Origin of the sequence: Bacillus sp. ME78 (assembly GCF_903970865.1) — a bacterium.
Lineage (GTDB): Bacteria > Bacillota > Bacilli > Bacillales > Bacillaceae_G > Bacillus_A > Bacillus_A cereus.
Map to the genome: position 1 here is coordinate 93314 of NZ_CAJCKK010000016.1, position 22328 is coordinate 115641.

Here is a 22328-nt window from a genome sequence, read left to right on the forward strand (position 1 = left end):
AAAACAAAAAAAGGTACCACCACAAGGTGATACCATTCCTTCTATTACATCGCTTCTGAATCCCACTCATGCTCCTGTTCAACGAATACAATACCTAATTCGTGATGTCCACCAGCATATAATGCAGTTTGTGCAAGACGAAGCTCACCATTTGTATCTAATACTTCTAATTTACAAAATGCTCCTGTCGTCTTCGTTTGAAGCGCATCATAAAATTCCTCAGCGCTTTTTGGAATGACTCCATTTACTTTCGTAATAATTTCTCCAGGCAGTAATTTCAGCTCTGTTCCAATTGTATTTGGAATTGTATCTAGTACAATGAGCCCATCATTGCGTGCAGCAAAATACGCTGGTCTTGTTTCATCGGCAATTTTCTCTTGCATCGAAATTGTGAAACGCCCAAGCATCGCGACTCCCATCGCGATAATTGCAAGTACGTGCCACCAGTAACTTGCGATTCCTAAAACGAGCACAAGTCCTGCTAATCCATAAACACGTCTTCCTGTAAATAATAAAGCTTCCGTCGGCTCATAACTTTTAATCTTTCTCATAAACCCAATTAAAAATGGAACGAGGAATAGAGAATATGTATTTGAACCTATTGAAACGACAGGCCACCATGAAATAAACTGCGTTACCGCATCACCCGGTACAAGAATAAAAATAGGAACGATCCATAAACGCTTTGAGTCGTGTAAACCAATCTTTAATCCACGCTTCCCCTTCCTAATCTTCGGTGTAGAGTATCCTACCGCGTTTTTAGAAATCAATAAGCCTTCTACAATAAGCATAACGCCTAGTAAAATAGCAAGGGATACAATGGTACTCTCTTCACCTTCTCGAAGCTGTAAGAAGGAAACTGGTAGCTTAGAAGATAATAGAACACATACAATCGCAATGCTAAATGTATAAGCTGCCGATAAATATCGATACATAGCCGTTAATCCAAATAGTAATGTCCAAATTAAAATGGCCCATAAGCTTGCTTTAGAAACAACAAGTCCAAGCCCAATCGTAATAATAGATACTACTAATCCGTATCCAATCCCTGCAAATAGAGAGGTTCGCAGTTCAAACCAAATATCATAAACTTTAAAAGAAAAATCTTTTCGTTCTCTTAACATACGTAAGTATCCAACGAAGATACTACTTATTACAAATATATAGACAGCAGGGTGTAAGAAAAAACGTCCAACTGCCCGCATTATTTCAAAAATCCACGCCTCCACGAACTCATTCACCACCATTTATATCATTCTTTCTTTTTATATTATCACAACTAAACAAACGTTTGTTTAACACAAAAAAATACAGGCAGCAAACTGCCTGTATTTCTTCTTATTTTGCCATTAACTTTAATGCTGACTGTAATTGTAAATCATTTTCTCCAGAACGGATTTTTTCGATAATTTTAGTTTGAATCGCTTCAGCTGTCTTTTTATCAAGCTGTCCTGTCGCTTCCATCTCATTCGCATTTTGGAATGCTTTCAGCGCCGATTCTGTCTCTTTACTAAAGTATCCATCTTCACGACCTGGTACATACCCTAAGCTCTTAAGCATTTCTTGAGCATGTTTTACTTGTACATCATTTGAATTGTATGAAAGTGTTTTTTCAATTTGAATTGGTGTCGCATGATAATAATTTGGTTGCTTCACTTCTACTGTTGGTGCGATTCCTTTTTTATGAATCCAGTTCCCATCCGGTGTTAACCATTTAAACATCGTTAATTTAATGTTGCTGCCGTCTTTAAATGGAACAGCTTGCTGGACAGTACCTTTACCAAATGTTTTTTCACCAATTAAATCGTATCCTTCCCCTTCTTTCAGCGCACCCGCTAAAATCTCTGAAGCAGAAGCACTTCCATTATCAATTAATACTGAAATTGGATATGGTTTTCTCTCTTTCAGTTCCGTAGAGAATTTCTTCTTCTCACCATTTCGCTGCTCTACTTGTAGCATTGGCTTTTTATTCGTCATAATTTCCCCTAGTATATCTTCTACACTATTTAAATAGCCACCAGGATTACCACGCACGTCAATAACTAAGCCTTTTATATTTTTCTTCTCTAACTCTTTTAACTGATCCTTAAATTCCTTCGCTGTATTCTCAGCAAAAGAAGTGATTTGCATATAACCGATATCTTTTCCACTCTCTTGCTTCACAGAACTAAACACTGTAAAGATTGGAATCTTTTCACGCTTAATTTTAAATACAATCGGATCAGTTACTCCCGCACGTTTAATTTCAATTGCGACAGTCGTTCCCTTTTTACCACGAATTTTTAATACCGCTTCTTCACGTGATAAGTCTTTCACACTGTTTCCATCTACAGATAAAATTTGGTCATTCGGTTTAATTCCTATCTTTTCTGCTGGTGAACCTTTAATTGGCGATACGATAATAAGCTTATCGTCCGTCTTGTTCACCTCAGCCCCAATCCCCTCTAATTCAGGATCAAGCGATTCACTAAACTGTTTGGCTGTTTCTTTATCCATATACGTGGAATAAGGGTCCTTCAGCGTAGACAACATACCTTGTATTGCACCTTCAACTAACTTTTCATCTTTCACGTCTTCCACATAACGTGAATCAATTAGTGCATACGCCTCATTAATTTTTGCCAAATTCCCTTGCGCAGTGCTAGCATTCCCACTCGAAATTGTTTGCGTTACTTCTGCTGGGGTAACCCCAAATACAGACATGCCTGCAAACATTCCGCCAGCACCAATTAAAAATGCAACAACCATTCCAATAATTGCAACTCTACGTTTCAATGCGGAATTCCCCTTTCCAAAACACACAGGTGGTGTAGCAAAAGGCATCACACAGTGTGTGATGCCTTTACCTATTTCTACTATATGATAAGCTTGTACGAATTATGTTTGCAACTTTTTATACTTTTAAGAAGCGACGAATTGACATTACACTTCCCCACATACCGATTAAAGCACCGATTAAAACTAGTAAACCAGCTAATTGGAATACGAAAGGACTGTATGGTAGAAGCTCGAAAATTGTTCCGCCAAGTTTTTCGTTAAACACACCTTGCAACGAATTATACGTAACTAGAATTAGGCCAATTGGAATAATTGATCCTAATACTCCTAAGAATAATCCCTCTAGCAAGAATGGCCAACGAATAAACCAGTTTGTTGCACCAACAAGTTTCATAATTTCAATTTCTGTACTACGAGCATAAATTGTAATTTTAATTGTATTAGAGATTAAGAACATCGCTGTGAATAAAAGACCAGCAATTAACGCAATCCCAATGTTACGACCAGTTTTTACAGTATCAAATAATCGTTCAACTTGCCCTTTTCCGTACTGAACATTACTGACAAACTGCATTTTTTCAACTTTCTTCGCGATTGTTGCTGTATCTGTTGGTTCTTTTGCTTTTACAACGAATACGTTTTTAAGTGGGTTATCTTGTTCAAATAACTCAAACGTTTTTCCACTATCACCTAAGCTTTTAATTAAACGTTTTAACTCTTCTTCTTTAGAAGAATATTTAATAGAATCTACTTTTGCAATCTTACTCATATCTTCTTCTAATTTCTTTTGATCCGCTTCTTTTGCAGCTGGATCAATGTGTACACGAATCTCTACATCTTGCTCTACTTTCGTCGCAAAATGGTTCATATTCATAATCGCTGTTAAAAAGACACCTACAAGTAATAATGTAACTGTTACTGCACTAACAGAAGCAAATGTCATCCATCCGTTACGTGATAGATTCTTTACACCTTCTCGCAAATGTCGACTAAGGGTCTTAGCCTTCATATCCGTATCCTCCCTCAATCTCATCTCGAACAATTTTTCCGCCTTCAATCGCGATTACACGATGACGGATTGTATTTACGATATCTGCATTATGCGTCGCCATAACGATCGTTGTGCCGCGCTCATTAATGCGAGTAAAAATATTCATAATATCAAGAGCTGTTTCAATATCTAAGTTACCTGTTGGCTCATCGGCAATTACAACCTTTGGTCTATTTACAATTGCTCTTGCAATAGCCACACGTTGTTGCTCCCCGCCCGAAAGCTCACTTGGAAGTGCGTCTGCACGATCTTCAAGGCCTACAAGACCTAGAACTTCTGTTACACGCTCACGAATTGCATCCGGTTCTTCTTCAATTACTTCTAAAGCAAACGCAACATTCTCATATACTGTTAATTTAGGTAGCAATTTAAAATCTTGGAAAATTACGCCTAATTGACGACGAAAATACGGAACGTCTCTTTCTGCCAATGTTTCGATAGTAAGTCCATTTACATTAATAGATCCTGTAGATGGTTTCTCTTCACGATACATCATTTTAATAAATGTAGATTTTCCGGCTCCACTCGGTCCAACTACGTATACGAATTCACCTTGTTTAATGTTAACTGTAAGACCAGCAATGGCTTTCATACCATTCGGGTACTCCTTATAAACATTCGTCATTTTTATCATTATTTATCACCCAATACTTAATGATTTTTTTCGAAATACTTTTCTGTACATCTGAAAATAAAAGACATCCTTCATTTTCACTTATTCATCCTTGTTGAAGGTAGTTTACTTATGCTTTCTCATAAGCAATACCACTCTATGTAATATATTTCAGCAAAATTCTACAAACCCCATTGTAACATCAAACGGTTTCCAATTTGGATACATTTTTGTTACAGTTATGTTACATTCCAGAAAAAGGAAAACGAGTTGAATATATTATCAACTCGTCCATTTCACCTTTTTTATTTATGTTCTGCTAACCATTCAGATACTTTTTTCGCATCTTCACCTTGAATAAGTCCTGGTGACATTGAACCGCGGCCTTTTTTAATAATCTCTTCGATATCTGCGGCGTCGTACTTACCGCCCACTTTTCTTAAATCAGGTCCAGTTGCCCCTGATAAATCTGTTGCGTGACATCCAGCACAACTTCTTTGGAAAATTTGTTCTGCGCTGTCTGTGCTTGCAGACTGTTTCGAAGACTTACTCTCTTCTTTATTTCCACATGCTCCTAAAGTAAAAACAACCGATGTCCCTAGCGCAATAGCCAACAATTTCTTTTTCACTTCTATCGCTCCCCATTGTTGATATTCTTTTTATTCCTAACACACTCATTTTCATTATAAGCATTATCTTTATATAGAAAAACTAAGGTGTATTTCATATTCCTCAAAAATACAGTGAGAACCTTGATAAAATAAAGCTTTCATAAGTTGTTTCAATTCTGTGAACAACTTAAAAAACTTCTATAAAGAATCCTTTTTAAAAGGAAAATTAGAAAAGTTCTATATAAACCTTCACCCTATTACCGCTCTATTTTACTATTCTCTACTTTTTACAAAACAATATACAGCATTGTAATCTACATATAATCCCATCAAAAAGAGAAGTTGTCGTTTCCAACTTCTCTTCCTCTTTACTTCATCTATAAAAATAAAATCAAATGCCTTATATCCTCTATATCCTCAGCATGCGCCAACAATTTTGTTGGCTTTTTTCGCTTATTAGATGCGAGAACGTAAGTAAGCATCAATAAATGGATCAATCTCTCCATCCATAACTGCTTGTACGTTACCAACCTCCGTATTTGTACGGTGGTCTTTTACAAGAGAATACGGGTGGAATACGTAAGAACGGATTTGGCTACCCCATCCGATTTCTTTTTGTTCCCCACGGATTTCATCTAATTGTGCCTGTTGCTCTTCTAGTTTCTTTTGATATAATTTCGCTTTTAACATCTTCATCGCATGCTCACGGTTTTTAATTTGTGAACGCTCTGACTGACACGTTACAACTGTATTTGTCGGTGTATGTGTAATACGAACTGCTGAATCTGTCGTATTTACGTGCTGCCCACCCGCTCCACTTGCGCGGTACGTATCAATTTTTAAATCTTCTGTACGTACTTCGATTTCAACTTCATCATTGAACTCTGGTACAACTTCACAAGATACAAACGATGTATGACGACGACCTGAAGAATCGAATGGTGAAATACGTACAAGACGATGTACACCTTTCTCTGCTTTTAAGTAACCGTAAGCGTTATGACCTTTAATTAATAAAGTTACACTCTTAATACCAGCTTCATCACCTGGTAAATAGTCAACCGTTTCTACTTTAAAACCACGTTTTTCAGCCCAACGTGTATACATACGTAATAACATAGAACCCCAGTCTTGTGACTCAGTCCCACCTGCACCTGGATGTAATTCTAAAATCGCATTATTTTTATCATAAGGATCACTTAATAGTAACTGAAGCTCATACTCATTCATTTCTTGAATTAAGCCTTTTACTTCTGATTCTAATTCCTCATGTAAATCTTCATCATATTCTTCTTTTAAAAGCTCATGCGTTACTTCTAAATTTTCGAACGTCTCATCTAACTGACGGAAACTTCCAACCATATCTTTTAACGCATTCGCTTCATTAATTACAACTTGTGCGCCTTGTTGGTCATCCCAAAATCCTGCGCCCATCATTTTTTCTTCTAATTCTGCAATTTGGTTCTCCTTAGTAGGGAGGTCAAAGAGACCCCCTAAAAGCCGCTAATCGCTTAGCCATTTTCTCTAATTCCTGTCTAATTTCTACTAATTCCATTTCCTTCACCTCTATGTAATTGCTGTTACTTTCGTATGAAAACAAGGGAAACTCTCTCCACTTATTACGGAGAGAGTTTAATTCTTCTTAATTATACATTTTTGATATAAAAGTTTGCAAAGCAGCCAAAGCTACCGCCCTATATTACTGAACAATACCACAGCAGTTTTTATATTTTTTACCGCTACCACATTTACATAAATCGTTGCGGCCCACTTGGTCACCTTTTACAACTGGCTTTTTCTTCGCTTCTTCGCCATCGCTAGATGGATGAACAGCTTCACCTTGAACAACTTCTTGACGTTCTAAGTTTTGTTCAATTTCAGCTTTCATAATGTAACGAGAAATTTCCTCTTCAATAGAAGCAACCATTGACTCGAACATCGCGAATCCTTCCATTTGGTACTCACGAAGTGGATCAATTTGACCGTAAGCACGTAAATGAATACCTTCACGAAGGTGATCCATCGCATCAATATGCTCTGTCCATTTCGTATCTACAACGCGGAATACAACAACCTTCTCAAACTCACGCATTTGCTCTTCTGGCATAAGCTTTTCTTTGTCATTATAACGCTCTATTAATTTCGCGATAATCGGTTCGCTCATTTCCTCAGGAGCAAGGCGACGTAATTCTTCTTCTTTTATGTCTCCTTCTTGAAGAAGGTTTGTATTTAAATAGTCAACAAGACCTTTAATGTTCCAATCCTCTTCAATTTCCTCTTGTGTATGAAGCGCAACAGCACGTTCTACTGTAGATTTCATCATACCTTCAATAATGCCACGTAAGTTTTCCGATTCCATTACTTCTTGACGTTGCTTATAAATAACTTCACGTTGCTGACGAAGTACATCATCGTATTGTAATAACTGCTTACGTGCATCATAGTTATTTCCTTCAACACGTTTTTGTGCAGACTCTACCGCACGAGAAACCATTTTACTTTCAATTGGCTGAGAATCATCCATACCAAGACGATCCATCATTGCTTTCATATTATCTGAACCAAATCGGCGCATTAATTCATCTTCCATTGATAAGTAGAACTGCGTCACACCAGGGTCCCCTTGACGACCAGCACGACCACGTAACTGATTATCAATACGACGGCTTTCATGACGTTCTGTACCGATAACTGCTAGACCGAAGATTTTCACATCGTCTCCAAGCTTGATATCTGTACCACGACCAGCCATATTCGTTGCGATCGTTACAGCACCTTTCATACCAGCTTCTGCAATGATATCTGCTTCACGCGCATGGTTTTTCGCATTTAAAATGTTATGACGTACACCTTTACGCGTTAACATTTTTGAAATAAGCTCTGAAGTTTCAATTGCAACTGTACCTACAAGAATAGGTTGCCCTTGTTTATGACGATTCACAATATCCTCAACAACTGCATTGAACTTACCTTCCATTGATTTAAAGATTAAATCGGCACGATCATCACGAATAATCGGTTTGTTTGTTGGAATTACGATAACATTCATATTGTAAATACTACGGAATTCTTCTTCTTCCGTTTTCGCTGTACCAGTCATACCAGATAACTTTTCATACATACGGAAATAGTTCTGGAACGTAATTGTTGCAAGCGTCATACTTTCATTTTGAATTTCTACACCTTCTTTTGCTTCAATCGCTTGGTGCAAACCTTCGCTATAGCGACGACCTTTCATAAGACGACCAGTGAATTGGTCTACAATTACGATTTCGCCCTCTTGTACAACATAATCTGTATCACGATGCATAACAACGTGTGCACGAAGCGCCTGATTAATATGGTGAAGAAGTGCTACATGTTTTAAATCGAATAAGTTTTCAATATGGAAAGCTTTCTCTGCTTTCGTAATACCATCTTCTGTTAACATTACATTTTTCGTTTTCACATCAAATGAATACTCTTTTTCATTTTCTAACGTACGAACAAATGCATTTGCAAACATGTATAGCTCTGTTGATTTTTGAGCTTGTCCCGAAATAATAAGCGGCGTACGCGCTTCATCGACTAAAATAGAATCGACTTCATCGATAATAGCAAAGTGAAGTGGACGTTGAACGCACTGCTCTTTATATAAAACCATGTTGTCACGTAAGTAATCGAATCCAAGCTCATTATTTGTGCTATACGTAATATCAGCAGCATAAGCCTCTTGTTTCTCTTCGCGTGACATACTATTTAAGTTAATTCCTACCGTTAAGCCAAGGAACTCATGAAGTTGTCCCATTTCGTTCGCATCACGTTGTGCTAAGTATTCATTGACTGTAACAACGTGAACACCTTTTCCTGTTAAAGCATTTAAATATACAGGTAATGTAGATGTTAACGTTTTACCTTCACCCGTTTTCATCTCAGAAATATTCCCTTCATGTAAGGCAATACCCCCCATTAACTGCACGCCATATGGACGCATTCCAAGAACACGAGTTGCCGCTTCGCGAACAACTGCAAAAGCTTCAGGTAGTAGATCATCTACTGTTTCACCTTTTGTTAGACGTTCTTTAAATTCAAGCGTCTTTCCTTTTAATTGTTCATCAGTTAGTGGCTTAATAGATGACTCTAATGCATCAATTTGCTCAACTGTCTTTTGCATACGTTTAATTTGGCGTTGGTTTACATCAAACACCTTTTTTAAAATACCGATCATAGGAAATACGCTCCTCTTTTATTAAAATAAAACTTCCGATTGTTTTTCTTTTTCTCTATTACAATCAGTCGTTATAAAAATCAAATGTATGTTATGCCAATTTTTCTCCTAATTAAAAAAACTAAAATGTATATACCTAATGATAATTGTAACACTTGTCTTATAACTATGACAACAATCGGCCGAATGTCTCGTTCTAAATTAAGAAAAGTTTTTTAAAAATCTATTTCCAGCAAAAAAAGCGCAGCCTCATTCGGCTGCGCTTTTGAATTATTATTTAGTTTCGATTAAACCGTATTTCCCATCTTTACGGCCATATACAACATTAGTTTCATTTGTATCAGCATTTGTGAAGACGAAGAAATTATGTCCTAGCATATCCATTTGTAGGATCGCTTCTTCAACGTCCATCGGTTTTAAATCGAATCGTTTTGTACGTACAAGTTCTAATTCATCCTCTTCTACCGCATCCAGAACAGCTACTGCTTCTGGAAGGATAAAGTTCGTTTTCATAGAACCTTTCTCACGTAACTTACGATTTACCTTTGTTTTATGTTTACGAATTTGTCGCTCAAGTTTATCAACTACTAAATCGATAGCAGCGTACATATCGCTATTAGTTTCTTCTGCACGAAGTAATAAATCAGTAAATGGTATTGTTACCTCGACACGTTGCTTGTCAGAGTATACTTTTAAATTAACTTTAATCTCTGGGAATGTATCAAAATAACGCTCTAACTTACTTAGTTTTTTCTCTACATATTCCTTTAATGCTGGAGTTACTTCAATATTTTCACCACGAATGTTGAATTTCATAGATGAATTCCTCCTTTCAAGCCTATGTACTATAATTTCGACACTGGCTTAAAAACTCCTTCTAACTTTTTTAAAAAAATTAGTGGAATTGCGATTTTTTTATCGTTTTTTGTTGAAATGAAAAGATGCATCGTTTCTATCTTTATTTTATCCTATTAACATCGTGAATAACGAATATAACTGTGGACAATTCGTTACAGAAAAGAAACAACTTTTTGACAACTTACCCTATAACAAAAAACCCCTTGCGAAAAACAAGAGGTTCTACTACATATATATAACGTTGCCACAAACGCAGCTTTCTCTTCCCAAAACAATATCCCCTACAGTTTCACAACATTAGCTGCTTGTGGTCCACGTGCTCCATCTACAATGTCAAACTCTACTTGTTGCCCTTCTTCTAATGACTTATACCCATCTTGTTGAATAGCAGAAAAATGGACAAATACATCGTCACCATCTTCACGCTCAATAAACCCAAATCCCTTTTCTGCATTGAACCATTTCACTCTTCCTTGCATGTTCATTCCATTCCCTTCACTCTAAAAATCAGGGCATTCGCCCCATATTTTGACTATAACGAATGACAACATATGAAGTCAAAGAAGACTTATCGCCTTTTTATTATCCCTTTCGACACTGCCATATTAACTTCTACAAAGTGTCAAACTAGATACTTCCCTTGCCCCTCTTTCATATAACAAACTTCCGATTTGCCTAACTGTAATTCCAGTCGTATACACATCATCAACGAGTAAAATATGTTGCCCAGAAAACATCTCTTCTCCCTGAAAATAAAAAGGATTGCTTCCTGACACCCTTTCTTTACGTGTCTTCTTACTTTGCTTTTCTGTTTCCCTTCTTCTTAATGATGGATAAGAAATTTTGACAGGTAAACAAGTTGCTAATAACTCAGCTTGATTAAAACCACGTTCAACTTCCCTTTCCTTACTAAGCGGAACAGCGATAACGGTTGAAACATTAGCAAAATACTTTTGAAATAAACTTCGAAAAGGACGATAAAAAATGCGCACTAACTCTGCATCCCCCCGAAACTTAAACTGCGCTACTATTTCTTTCATCTCATCATCATACATATATAACGAACGGTTTTTAAAAGAACGATACTTCGCCTCTTTCATCCACCTTAGACAATCTATACAAATACCGTCTTCTTGAAATGAGGCAGGAACATATTCTAAAGGCCGCCCACACTCCATGCAAATTTCTCCTATAATATAGGAAAGTTTCTGCTCACATCTATCACATATATATTTTCTATGACACTTTACAAAAAAATTGTACCAACTAACCGTTTCTACAAAACACTCATCACAAAGTAAACAATGCATTAATCGATCAATCCTTGTTCTTTCGCATTTTTATTCATACCTTGAATATGTTTTTTCGCGCGCACCATCGCCTCTGTCTTACCATAGTGAAAATAAACGACCTCTCCATACGGTGCTTCAAAGCTCCGCCCTGCTCGGCCCGCAATTTGTACGAGTGCACTTTCTGAGAATATTTCTTCTTCCGCCCCTAAAACCGCTACTTGCAAATTTTTTACTGTTACGCCTCGCTCTAAAATTGTCGTTGTAACTAATACTGGGATTTCTCCTTTTCTGAAAGCCGCTACTTTTTCTTTTCTACCCGGATCTTCCGCATGTACACCTTCAATTCGCTTGTTTAATGACTTTAACAACAGGCTTATCTCTTCTATATATCGCACATGGGGAACAAATAAAAAAATAGGATATTTTTTATTTAAGTACGTTTGTAACCACTGTAGTAAAACTCGAGGAATTCTTTTATGAATGAGGCTTTTTTTCCAATTCCCGCACCAACAAAATAAAGGAACTGGCAAAGGATGACGGTGATATCGTCCAGAAACAATAACACCTTTTTGTTCACCTCTTCTAAATTTTCGCTTCCACGTTTCATCTGGAGTCGCAGTTAAATAAATACGCGCCGCTCTTTCTTTCATCGCTTGTTTTACCGCGTACTGTAACATTTGATCTGCACAATATGGAAAAGCATCTATCTCATCTACAACCATGACATGAAACGCCCTATAATAACGCAATAATTGATGCGTGGTTGCAACGACTAGTACTGCATCTTTTTCTTTATCCACACTCCCTCCATATAAAGCCGCTACCTTTATATATGGAAATACTTCTTGTAATCTCGGTGCTAATTCCAGAACAACATCCGTTCTCGGCGTTGCGATACAAACTCTTTCTCCTTTTTGAAGCGCTTCGTTAATACCGTAAAACAACATCTCTGTTTTCCCAGCCCCGCATACAGCCCAAATAAAAAATGATTCTTTTCGCTTAATAGCCTCTATAACTCCTTGCGCCGCCAAATTCTGACCAGTAGACAACGTTCCGCTCCACCGTAACAAGTTTAAATTCTTTTCTCTCTTTCTTTCAGCAATCCCGCGAACAAGTAAAGCACATTCACTTATCCTCCCCATCGTTATACACTTCCGGCAATATGTGCACACTTTACTGCATCTTTTACATAAAAACGACGCAAATAGCCGCTGTTCTATATTTCCACAACGCTGACATACATATTTAGAAGCCTTCTTTTTTACACCTTGTACACAGACGACCTCTCCCTTCTTTTTCAAATCATTTAATTCCCTCTGTAAATCTGAAGAAAGTTCTTCTAATAGCAACTGTTTCCCCGCTAGCATCAACAATCACCTCCAGCACTACTATAAACCTTTCTCATCATCTCGTAAAAACTCAAAAAAGCCGATAACCTACTTATAAAATAGTAAGCTATCGACTTTATACACATTTTTTATTCTTTTATAAATCCTAGAATCGACCGTATCCTAAGAAATGTTTTTGGTTATATGAGCTGTTAATATCACCGTACGCAATTCCTTTATCACTAGCATGAATCATTTGACCATTACCAACGTAAATACCGATGTGAGATGGACCTGCTTTATAAGTACCTTGGAAGAATACTAAGTCTCCTGGTTGTGGGCTACTTACTTTTGAAACTGAATGCCAGTAACCATTAACGTCTTGACGACCTACACCGAATACGTAAGAAATAAATCCACTACAGTCAAAACCACCGTTTGATGGAGATGCACTTCCCCAAACATATGGTAAACCTAAGTATTGTTGTGCTTTACCAATTACGCCAGGAGTCGGAGCTGGGCCTGGTGTCGGTTCTGGTTTTTTATCTTCTTTTTTAGGTTCTTCTTTTTTAGGTACTTCTTTTTTAGGCTCTTCTTTTTTAGGCTCTTCTTTTTGAGCTTGTCCACCATTGTTTGCTGGTGCAGCTTGCTCTGCAGGTGCTTGTGCTGGCTGAGCTTGCGCAGCTTTAGCAGCTTGCTCTGCTTGTTTTTGAGCAGCAGCTTCTTGTGCAGCTTTTGCTTGTGCTTCTTCTTCTGCAATGCGTTGTAATTGTAACGCTTGTTTCTCAAGCTCTTTCAATTGACCTTCCGTACTTGTCATTGAAGTTACAACTGTATCCATTTTACCGCTTAAATCGTTTACCGCTGTTGCTTTTTTCTCTTTTTCAGCGTCAAGTTCTTTCTTAGCAGTTTCAATTTGAGCTTGTGCTTCTTTTAATTCTTTTTGTTTCTCTTTTACCGTTGCAACATCTTTTTTCACACTAGCTTGGTCTTCTTGTTGTGTTTTCATGATATCTTCATCAGACTCAAGAATTTTAGAAACAGAAGTTAAACGATCAACTAAATCTGCAACGTTTTTAGAGTTTACAAGAACTTCTGTTACAACGTTCGTATTTGGCTGTTCTTGAAGTGCAACTAAACGCTTTCTTAATAACTCTTCACGTTTTGCAATCTTCGTTTGTAATTCTGCAATATCTTTATTTTTCTTTTCAATTAATTGCTCAGTATCAGAAACTTTTTTCGTTGTTTCATCAAGCTTTGCAGCATTCTCTTGAACAGACTTATCTAAACCTTGAATTGTTTTGTTTAAGTCATTCATTTGTTTTTGTAATTCATCACGTTCTTGTTGTTGTTTATGTAAAGTGTCATTTTGTGTATTAATTTGTGATTTCACGTCAGAAATTTTATCTTCTGCAAATACATTTGGTGTTAGCCCTGAAAACATTAACCCTGCAACTAATGCGCAAGATGCCATTTTTAGCTTTTTCATTTTATTTTTTACACCGCTTTCTTTTTTCTTTTTCCGTATATAACCTATAAAATTTATACCATAATTCGGGATTTTTTTTGCTAATGTTACGTTTTTGTAAAACAAATGTAATATTATATGTAGCTCTAGCGCAAAATTCGTATATTTTTGTATGTGTGTGTAGAAATTTGCATACTTTTCTTACTTCTATAAACAAAGAAAAAACGTAAGGAATCCCTTACGTTTTATTAAATATACGAATACAAATGAAATGCTACTTCATCCATTTCTCAGCCCAATTTTGGACCTCATCCATAACACTTTCTAACGCTTTTCCCTTGTCAGTTAAGCCATACTCGATTCGAACTGGTACTTCTGGATAGACATTACGAACTACAATGCCCTCGCTTTCCAATTCCTTCAAACGCTCTGACAACATACGATCGCTCATATTTGGGATAATATCTGCGATTTCTCTAAAACGTTTCGACTCTTCAAGCAAAGATTTAATAATTAAGCCAGTCCACTTCTTACTAAGCAGAGTAAAAGCTGACTCAAACTTTGGACATAAACAAGAATTATGCTCCATATGTTTCACCTCTCTTCTATTATAATATAGTTTCTTGTAAAAAGTAAGTTATAAAACTTTCCTCATTATTTTATTTTACGTACATTTTACCATTTCCAAATATTAACTTGTCAACTAAACGTAACATACCCGTAAAAAAACCCTCTTAAAAAGAGAGCTTTTTATATCTTTATTACTTCGTATACCATCCAAGACCTAATGCACCTTCACCTAAGTGCGTACCAATTACAGCTCCAAAATAACCTGTACGAATTGTGACGTGAGGATATTTTGCTTCTAATTCTTTCTTCCATTCATTCGCTTCCTCTTCACGTTGCGCATGAATGATAACTGCTTCCATAGGTACACCTTTACTTGCTTGCTCATCAAAAATTTCAATGATACGTTTTAATGCTTTTTTACGTGTACGAATCTTTTCAAACGGAATAATGATTTTATCTCTAAAATATAAAACTGGCTTCACTTGTAACAGACTGCCGATGAAAGCTTGCGCGCTATTTAATCGACCACCACGTTGTAAATGATGTAAATCATCAACTACAAAATAGGCGTCCATCGTTTTCTTCATTTCATCAAAACGAGCAATAATCTCTTTTGGACTCTTTCCTTCACTTGCTAACCTTGCACCTTCACGCACATAAAATCCTTGTACTTCACAACTAATTTCAGAGTCATACGTGTATACATCAATACCCTCTACCATCTGTCCAGCTGTCGTTGATGTTTGATATGTACCACTAATTCCACTTGATAGGTGAATACTAATAACTGCATCATAATCTTTAGCTAGTTCTTCATATAGCTCAACAAACTTTCCGATTGCTGGTTGAGAAGTTTTTGGAAGTTCCTCTTGTTCACGTACTTTCACATAAAAATCATCTGCTGAAATTTCAGCTTCTTCTTGATAAGATTCTGTTCCAAACACAACGTTTAATGGAATCATATATATATTGAGTTCATCACGGATTTGCTTCGGTATATATGCTGTACTATCAGTAACAATAGCTATTTTCATTTTCGTACCTGCCTTATAAAAAGTTTTATTTCCTAATTTTACACGAAAACTACAAATGGTGCATCCATACAGGGAAATGCCGGTTGAAATTATACTCACCATCTCGACAAATTACAACAAAAAGATAAAATACTCACCAAAAACTTCAGCCTATTTAGAAAAAATGTTTGAATATAAAAAGGCTCGCTTTTAAAATGGAAAGTACTAGTCATTTTGATAGATAGGGGCGTATACAAGTGCTATTACAATATTTAACAATCAAAGACTACGGCGAACACGAAATCGTCATTCAAAAATCAAGATTTATTTGTTATATTAGCCGAGCAACGACTGAGGAAGAGGCTCAAGAATTTATACAAAAAATAAAAAAACAGCATTGGAATGCAACACATAATTGTTCCGCTTATTTAATTGGCGAACAAGATCATATTCAAAAAGCAAATGATGACGGCGAGCCTAGCGGTACAGCTGGCGTACCAATGCTAGAAGTACTAAAAAAACGTGGGCTAAAAGATACCGTCGTTGTCGTAACACGCTATTTTGGTGGCATTAAACTTGGCGCAGGTGGATTAATTCGTGCATATGGAAAGTGTACAAGCGAAGGCATTAATCATGTCGGTGTTGTCCAGCGAAAACTAATGCGTGTGATGCAAACCGAGATTGATTACACATTACTTGGCAAAGTAGAAAATGAATTACGTAATTCAAAATATGCCATTAAAGATATACATTATCTAGAAAATGTCACATTTGATACTTATGTAGAAGAAGACGGCAAACAAGCATTTACAAATTGGATGATTGAATTAACAAACGGGAAATGTACAATTACAGAAGGAGATATGTTGTACTTAGAACAAGATGTTATCTAAGCATAACTCTTTTATCACCTTCAAAGATTAATGTAGTGAATTACTTCCCTACAAATGAACTAACGAACTAAGGAGATTATATATGGAAGAACGTTATTATCATCTCCAAAATAGCAGAATAAAAAAGAAGCGAAGAAGGAAACTTTTCTTCTTCCTTATTTTCGCATTTTTATTTGGCAGCATAGGAGTTTATGTGTTAAATTCTTACTCTTCTCTTATGGGGATGTATAGTGGTTTTACTCGTGAAAAATCGGATTTAAGAAACAAAGATGTAGAAATTACAAAGGAACCTTTTACAATTCTCATTATGGGTATAGAAGATTATGCGACAGACGGTCAAAATGGTCGTACAGACTCATTAATGTTTGCAACAGTCAATCCGAAAACTCAAAAGATTTCACTTATGAGTATTCCTCGTGATTCTCGAGTTAAAATTGTTGGTAAAAATAAGGAAGACAAAATTAACGCTGCCCATGCTTACGGCGGAGAAGAAATGGCAATCAAAACTGTCGAAGGCTTTCTAAAAGTTCCTGTAGACCATTATCTTAAAATTGATTTCCAAGGCTTTAAAGGTATCGTTGATGCTGTCGGCGGCGTTACGGTTGACGTACCCTTCGATTTCTGGGAGCGCTCTGACGTAGATTACTACAAAAAAATTCAATTTAAGCAAGGACAGCAAAACTTAAACGGTGAAGAAGCACTTGCTTACGTCCGTATGCGAAAACAAGATCCAAATGGCGATTATGGTCGAGCTGCTAGACAAAGACAATTACTAGCCGCTGTTGCCCAAAAGTTAAACTCCACCTCTACTGTATTTAAAATTAAAGATTTAACAGCTGTCGTTGGAAAATATATAAAAACCGACATTCCTATTTCAGACGGACTTGCTCTTTACAATAAACTTTCTGGATTTGATCCTTCTACAATGCAAACGTTAAAGCTTGAAGGCGAAGACAAAAAGATAGGCGGTATTTATTACTTCCTTCCAGATCCAATCAGTGTAGAAACGGTGCGTAACGAAATTGAAAAAGAATTAGGGGAAAAAGCAAAAAATCCAACTACAAAAAACAACTCAAATCCTGATTCAAATTCAAGTTCTAATTCTAACGAACAAGCAAAAAAAGAAACAAACCAAAATAAAACACCAACTGATCCGCCACCTTCTACAAATGCTCATGCAGAGTGGATTATGCGCAATCAGCCGTAACAAAAAGGCCCAATCTATCCGATTGGGCCTTTTTTATTTACTTATTAAAGTGTTGTAAAATTGCTTCTACAATGCGCTCTGATGCACGACCATCACCGTAAGGGTTAGATGCTTTCGCCATCTTATCATGAGCTTCTTTATCTGATAACAACTCATCTGCAAGACCAAAGATTGTCTCTTCGTCTGTTCCTGCTAATTTCAGCGTACCTGCTTCAATACCTTCAGGGCGCTCTGTTGTATCACGAAGAACAAGAACTGGTACCCCAAGTGATGGAGCTTCTTCTTGTACACCACCAGAATCCGTTAACATTAAGTATGAACGAGCTGCAACATTGTGGAAATCAATTACATCTAGCGGCTCAATTAAATGAATACGGTTATGTTCACCTAAAATTTCATTTGCTATTTCACGAACAACAGGGTTCATATGAACAGGGTACACAACTTGTACATCTTCATGCTTATCAACAAGACGCTTAATTGCACGGAACATATTACGCATAGGTTCACCTAAGTTTTCACGACGGTGAGCTGTCATAAGTACAAGACGATCATTTCCAAGTTTCTCTAGTACAGGATGACTATATGTTTCTTTTACAGTCGTTTGCAACGCGTCAATCGCTGTATTTCCTGTGATGAAAATACGTGACTCATCTTTATTTTCCTTCTGTAAGTTCGTTGCTGATTTTGCTGTTGGTGAGAAATGAAGATCCGCCATTACACCTGTTAATTGACGATTCATCTCTTCTGGGTATGGAGAATACTTATCCCACGTACGAAGGCCCGCCTCAACATGACCTACTGGAATTTGATTATAAAAAGCAGCTAAGCTTGCAATAAATGTTGTTGTTGTATCACCATGTACAAGTACAATATCCGGCTTCGCTTCTTTCATTACTTTATCCAAACCTTCTAAACCACGCGTTGTAACATCAATTAAAGTTTGGCGGTCTTTCATGATATTTAAATCGAAATCTGGCGTAATTCCAAAGATATTTAATACTTGATCTAACATTTGGCGATGCTGTGCTGTTACAGTCACAATCGATTCAATTTTTTCTGGGTGTTTTTGCAACTCTAATACAAGAGGTGCCATTTTAATTGCTTCTGGACGTGTCCCGAAAATTGTCATTACTTTTAAACGTTCAGTCATGTGATTGCCTCTTTTCTTTCACTATTTACAGCTTCTATTATGACATATAAAAATATGGATGAGTACATCCCTTTTTAACGCATAATAGAAACATATCTATTACAAATACTTCTTCTGCCAACTGAATAATAATCTATCTTTTGTTTCTTAACATCTTCATCAGTATAACAATTTCTCCCATCAAATAAAATAGGCTCTCTCATAAGTTGTACGTACTTTTCTAACGGATAAGTTTGAATATCTTCCCATTCTGTTACGATAAAAGCCGCACTCGCATCTTGAATCGATTCATCTATACATCTACTATATTGTATAGCATCTCCAAATATATTTTTCACATATTGAATTGCTTTTGGGTCGTACAGAACAATTTCTGCACCTATATTAAGTAATGCTTCTATTATAATAAGAGATGATGCCTCTCTAATATCATCCGTATTCGGTTTAAAGGATGCGCCAAGAACTGCAATCCGCTTTTTATTCATGTTCATAACTTTTTTCGCTTTTTCAATCAATAGCAGCTGTTGCTTATTATTTACTTCAATAACCGCTTTTAACAAACGAAAATCATGAGCAACATTTCCCGCAATTTGCACCAGCGCTTTCGTATCTTTCGGGAAACATGATCCCCCATATCCAATGCCCGCATTTAAAAAAGATGCACCAATTCTCTTATCCATTCCCATCCCTTTGGCAACATCCAATACATTTGCGCCTACCTTCTCACATATATTTGAAATTTCATTAATGAAACTAATCTTTGTAGCTAAAAAGGCATTCGATGCGTATTTAATCATCTCTGCACTTTTAATATCTGTAACATACGTTTCTAAGCATAATTGGCTATACAAACTCTCTACTCTTCTTGCTACTTCCTCACTATCCGCTCCAATTACAATACGATCTCCATGAAAGAAATCATAAATACCTGAACCTTCACGCAAAAACTCTGGATTCGATACGATATGTACTGTATGCCTCCCTTTTAAATTCCCCTCAATCCATCCCTTCATTACATCATTTGTACCTACTGGAACTGTACTTTTCGTAACAACAATAATATCGTTCGTCGCATATAATCCAATATCGTTACAAGCACTCTGAATATACGTTAAATCCGCCGTCCCATCTAATAAAGGTGGTGTTCCAACTGCAATAAATATAAACTCTACATCATCAAATGCCTCTTCTTTATTTGATGTAAAAGTTAAAGCATTATTCTCATATGCATAATTTATTAATTCATGTAATCTAACCTCATAAATAGGTAAATCCCCTTGTTTTATCCGTTCAATTTTTTCATCATCTATATCAAAACATGTAACTGAATGCCCCAACTTTGCCAATCCTACTCCTGTAATTAATCCAACATATCCAGTACCTATTATTGTAATTTTCATTTCCTTTTCGCACAGGAATTTACAATAGAAAAGATATGAAATACAGAATTCTCCCTGTGCTCCCCCCTCTCACATTAAAAATGAGAAAACCCTTTTCCTTCTTCATTATATGAATTACTCCCCTTATTTTTTTTAAAGTTTTTGTAAAATTAAATGCACTATAATATAAAGTGAAACTTTAATCAGTGGGGCTTTTACGGGCAGTTGATTCCCACCTAACTTCTTTGCTTCGCTGAATTTTGAGGTGGGGTTCTTACTGCCCGTTAATGCGGGATAAAGTGAAACTTTAATTAGTAGGAATGGGGCTACTAGTTGACGCGAGATAAATTCCCACATTTTAACATGAAACTTACTCATTTCTACGTGTAACACTTATAATACTGAACTAAAAGTATTCACTATCGAAGAAAAAAGGAAATGTCATATTCCAAAGTCCAGTACGATTAACCTTCTCATATGATGCAACATTCTATATACAATTGTCATATATTCTATCCGCTTCCATTAACCGTAAAGAGAAAAAAAGATTGAATTCTAATCTTTTTGTGATACCATATGTTATGAGCCTGTAAATAAACATCATAATTTTCAGATAAATATATTTTCAAAAAAAAAATTACGTTAGAATATAAAGGGTGGGGTATTAATGGACTCACAAGTGATTTATGCCATTTTGGCATCTTTCATCACTGTACTCGTCGTTACTCCTTTAGTTATTAAATTAGCTTTTAAAATAGGAGCGACAGATAAGCCAAACGCACGTAAAGTGCACCAAAAGATTATGCCACGTCTTGGCGGGTTAGCAATATTTATTGGTGTAGCTGTAGGATTTGTTGTCGGCGGCTTATATGAGCAAAGAATGTTATCGATAACACTAGGTGCGATTATCATTGTAATCATCGGAATTTTAGATGATATGTACGAGTTATCTGCGAAAGTAAAATTCGGTGGACAACTGTTAGTTGCCATTATGATTGTAAAAAGTGGATTATTAGTGCAAGTATTATATATCCCATTCCTTGGGGATACTGAACTTGGATGGCTTGCTTATCCAATTACAGTATTTTGGCTTGTAGGTATTACGAATGCAATCAACTTAATTGACGGCTTAGATGGATTATCTGCTGGTATTTCATCTATCGTACTTGCAACGCTAGCATATATGGCCTTCACTAGCCCATGGGGTACTGGAACAGCTATTATCTTGCCACTCGCATTAATTATATTAGCAAGTACAATTGGATTTTTATTCTTCAACTTCCATCCAGCAAAAATTTTCATGGGAGATACAGGAGCACTATTTTTAGGATACTGTATTTCTGTTATATCGTTACTTGGATTATACAAAAGTGTAACGTTATTCAGTTTTATCGTTCCAATTATCATTTTAGGTGTACCTATATTTGATACGATATTTGCAATCATCCGTCGTATCGTAAATAAAAAACCTATTTCAGCACCAGATAAATCGCATTTACATCACCGCTTACTTGCAATGGGATTCTCTCATCGTAAAACGGTACTAATTATATACGCATTCGGTATTTTCTTTAGTGTAAATGCCATTATTTTCACTAGTGCAACGTTATGGTTATCCATTATTCTTCTTTTCGCTTTGATTTTCTTCACAGAAATCATTGCTGAAATAATCGGGCTTGTACATGAACGTTACAAACCACTTATTTCCTTTTATAAAAAAGTGAAAAAACGCGAAGACTAATTGTAGTATAGCCTTTACCATTATGAAATATTCAAATAGCATCCTTTAGGATGCTATTTTTTATTCCTTATTTTATATTTCCAAAATATAGATTGTTTGAGAGTTCCTCTATTGGAGAAAGATATACATAATAAGAAAAGTATCAAGTTTTTTTACATCTTGATTG

19 protein-coding genes are annotated in these 22328 nt (G+C 36.3%); 3 read left to right on the forward strand and 16 right to left on the reverse strand.

Translation table 11 applies throughout. The annotated features are described in order from the left end of the window. Positions 1 to 44: 44 nt before the first annotated feature. From H6481_RS18090 to H6481_RS18155, 14 genes are all read right to left on the reverse strand, one after another. On the reverse strand, positions 45 to 1247 hold the full coding sequence (locus tag H6481_RS18090; RefSeq protein ID WP_182812574.1) for a PDZ domain-containing protein: 1203 nt from the start codon (positions 1245 to 1247) through the stop codon (positions 45 to 47). A 91-nt stretch (positions 1248 to 1338) separates the two neighbouring features. Then, a complete protein-coding gene (locus tag H6481_RS18095) occupies positions 1339 to 2823 on the reverse strand; it encodes a S41 family peptidase (RefSeq protein WP_002094199.1) in 1485 nt (494 codons plus the stop codon). A gap of 70 nt (positions 2824 to 2893) precedes the next feature. Further along, positions 2894 to 3787, reverse strand: coding sequence for a permease-like cell division protein FtsX (gene ftsX / locus H6481_RS18100; RefSeq protein ID WP_000645028.1), 894 nt, complete (start codon positions 3785 to 3787; stop codon positions 2894 to 2896). Then, positions 3777 to 4463, reverse strand: coding sequence for a cell division ATP-binding protein FtsE (gene ftsE, locus H6481_RS18105; RefSeq protein ID WP_000594319.1), 687 nt, complete (start codon positions 4461 to 4463; stop codon positions 3777 to 3779). Before ftsE ends, ftsX begins: the two co-directional genes overlap by 11 nt. Positions 4464 to 4747: 284 nt before the next feature. After that, entirely contained in the window at positions 4748 to 5071 is a 324-nt protein-coding gene (gene cccB, locus H6481_RS18110) for a cytochrome c551 (RefSeq protein WP_000727975.1), read from the reverse strand. Between the two features lie 438 nt (positions 5072 to 5509). Next, positions 5510 to 6608 (reverse strand): peptide chain release factor 2 gene (gene prfB / locus H6481_RS18115; RefSeq protein ID WP_096001455.1). Its coding sequence is split into 2 segments (ribosomal slippage): positions 5510 to 6535 and positions 6537 to 6608, totalling 1098 coding nucleotides; the frame shifts between segments, so codons are not numbered across the junction. A 144-nt stretch (positions 6609 to 6752) separates the two neighbouring features. After that, positions 6753 to 9260 (reverse strand): preprotein translocase subunit SecA, encoded by a 2508-nt coding sequence (gene secA, locus H6481_RS18120; protein WP_000579372.1) that lies wholly within the window; start codon positions 9258 to 9260, stop codon positions 6753 to 6755. A 273-nt stretch (positions 9261 to 9533) separates the two neighbouring features. Further along, positions 9534 to 10076: a ribosome-associated translation inhibitor RaiA gene (gene raiA, locus H6481_RS18125; protein WP_000671189.1), complete on the reverse strand. Its 543-nt coding sequence runs from the start codon at positions 10074 to 10076 to the stop codon at positions 9534 to 9536. Positions 10077 to 10399: 323 nt separating this feature from the next. After that, positions 10400 to 10597, reverse strand: a complete 198-nt coding sequence (gene cspC / locus H6481_RS18130) for a cold shock protein CspC (protein WP_001990088.1) — start codon at positions 10595 to 10597, stop codon at positions 10400 to 10402. A 126-nt stretch (positions 10598 to 10723) separates the two neighbouring features. Next, the gene (locus tag H6481_RS18135) at positions 10724 to 11428 is read right to left on the reverse strand and encodes a ComF family protein (RefSeq protein WP_071713846.1); all 705 of its coding nucleotides are present in this window, start codon (positions 11426 to 11428) and stop codon (positions 10724 to 10726) included. Further along, a complete protein-coding gene (comFA, locus tag H6481_RS18140) occupies positions 11428 to 12777 on the reverse strand; it encodes an ATP-dependent helicase ComFA (protein WP_182812577.1) in 1350 nt (449 codons plus the stop codon). Before comFA ends, H6481_RS18135 begins: the two co-directional genes overlap by 1 nt. A gap of 127 nt (positions 12778 to 12904) precedes the next feature. Further along, complete coding sequence (locus H6481_RS18145; RefSeq protein WP_182812580.1) at positions 12905 to 14332, reverse strand: C40 family peptidase; 1428 nt, start codon at positions 14330 to 14332, stop codon at positions 12905 to 12907. Positions 14333 to 14480: 148 nt separating this feature from the next. After that, a complete protein-coding gene (locus tag H6481_RS18150; RefSeq protein ID WP_000400857.1) occupies positions 14481 to 14795 on the reverse strand; it encodes a helix-turn-helix domain-containing protein in 315 nt (104 codons plus the stop codon). A gap of 172 nt (positions 14796 to 14967) precedes the next feature. Then, positions 14968 to 15810, reverse strand: coding sequence for a DegV family protein (locus H6481_RS18155; protein WP_000684727.1), 843 nt, complete (start codon positions 15808 to 15810; stop codon positions 14968 to 14970). Positions 15811 to 16046: 236 nt separating this feature from the next. On the opposite strand from H6481_RS18155, the gene H6481_RS18160 reads away from it, so the two are divergent. Continuing rightward, entirely contained in the window at positions 16047 to 16682 is a 636-nt protein-coding gene (locus tag H6481_RS18160; RefSeq protein ID WP_000926670.1) for a YigZ family protein, read from the forward strand. A gap of 82 nt (positions 16683 to 16764) precedes the next feature. After that, positions 16765 to 17889, forward strand: a complete 1125-nt coding sequence (locus H6481_RS18165) for an LCP family protein (protein WP_000392800.1) — start codon at positions 16765 to 16767, stop codon at positions 17887 to 17889. A 37-nt stretch (positions 17890 to 17926) separates the two neighbouring features. On the opposite strand, the gene wecB is transcribed toward H6481_RS18165, so the two are convergent. Both wecB and H6481_RS18175 read right to left on the reverse strand, forming a co-directional pair. Further along, positions 17927 to 19042: a UDP-N-acetylglucosamine 2-epimerase (non-hydrolyzing) gene (wecB, locus tag H6481_RS18170; RefSeq protein ID WP_000140121.1), complete on the reverse strand. Its 1116-nt coding sequence runs from the start codon at positions 19040 to 19042 to the stop codon at positions 17927 to 17929. 74 nt (positions 19043 to 19116) lie between these two features. After that, positions 19117 to 20442, reverse strand: coding sequence for a UDP-glucose/GDP-mannose dehydrogenase family protein (locus tag H6481_RS18175; protein ID WP_182812583.1), 1326 nt, complete (start codon positions 20440 to 20442; stop codon positions 19117 to 19119). 646 nt (positions 20443 to 21088) lie between these two features. On the opposite strand from H6481_RS18175, the gene H6481_RS18180 reads away from it, so the two are divergent. Then, on the forward strand, positions 21089 to 22162 hold the full coding sequence (locus H6481_RS18180) for an MraY family glycosyltransferase (protein ID WP_000378306.1): 1074 nt from the start codon (positions 21089 to 21091) through the stop codon (positions 22160 to 22162). The last annotated feature ends 166 nt before the right edge of the window (positions 22163 to 22328 follow it).

What these genes read in the sequence shown, in the direction of transcription:
- H6481_RS18090 (WP_182812574.1), bottom strand. Translation starts at nt 1,247, where the DNA reads ATGGTGGTGAATGAGTTCGTGGAGGCGTGGATTTTTGAAATAATGCGG.
- H6481_RS18095 (WP_002094199.1), bottom strand. Translation starts at nt 2,823, where the DNA reads ATGCCTTTTGCTACACCACCTGTGTGTTTTGGAAAGGGGAATTCCGCA.
- ftsX (WP_000645028.1), bottom strand. Translation starts at nt 3,787, where the DNA reads ATGAAGGCTAAGACCCTTAGTCGACATTTGCGAGAAGGTGTAAAGAAT.
- ftsE (WP_000594319.1), bottom strand. Translation starts at nt 4,463, where the DNA reads ATGATAAAAATGACGAATGTTTATAAGGAGTACCCGAATGGTATGAAA.
- secA (WP_000579372.1), bottom strand. Translation starts at nt 9,260, where the DNA reads ATGATCGGTATTTTAAAAAAGGTGTTTGATGTAAACCAACGCCAAATT.
- raiA (WP_000671189.1), bottom strand. Translation starts at nt 10,076, where the DNA reads ATGAAATTCAACATTCGTGGTGAAAATATTGAAGTAACTCCAGCATTA.
- cspC (WP_001990088.1), bottom strand. Translation starts at nt 10,597, where the DNA reads ATGCAAGGAAGAGTGAAATGGTTCAATGCAGAAAAGGGATTTGGGTTT.
- H6481_RS18135 (WP_071713846.1), bottom strand. Translation starts at nt 11,428, where the DNA reads ATGCATTGTTTACTTTGTGATGAGTGTTTTGTAGAAACGGTTAGTTGG.
- comFA (WP_182812577.1), bottom strand. Translation starts at nt 12,777, where the DNA reads ATGCTAGCGGGGAAACAGTTGCTATTAGAAGAACTTTCTTCAGATTTA.
- H6481_RS18150 (WP_000400857.1), bottom strand. Translation starts at nt 14,795, where the DNA reads ATGGAGCATAATTCTTGTTTATGTCCAAAGTTTGAGTCAGCTTTTACT.
- H6481_RS18155 (WP_000684727.1), bottom strand. Translation starts at nt 15,810, where the DNA reads ATGAAAATAGCTATTGTTACTGATAGTACAGCATATATACCGAAGCAA.
- H6481_RS18165 (WP_000392800.1), top strand. Translation starts at nt 16,765, where the DNA reads ATGGAAGAACGTTATTATCATCTCCAAAATAGCAGAATAAAAAAGAAG.
- wecB (WP_000140121.1), bottom strand. Translation starts at nt 19,042, where the DNA reads ATGACTGAACGTTTAAAAGTAATGACAATTTTCGGGACACGTCCAGAA.
- H6481_RS18175 (WP_182812583.1), bottom strand. Translation starts at nt 20,442, where the DNA reads ATGAAAATTACAATAATAGGTACTGGATATGTTGGATTAATTACAGGA.
- H6481_RS18180 (WP_000378306.1), top strand. Translation starts at nt 21,089, where the DNA reads ATGGACTCACAAGTGATTTATGCCATTTTGGCATCTTTCATCACTGTA.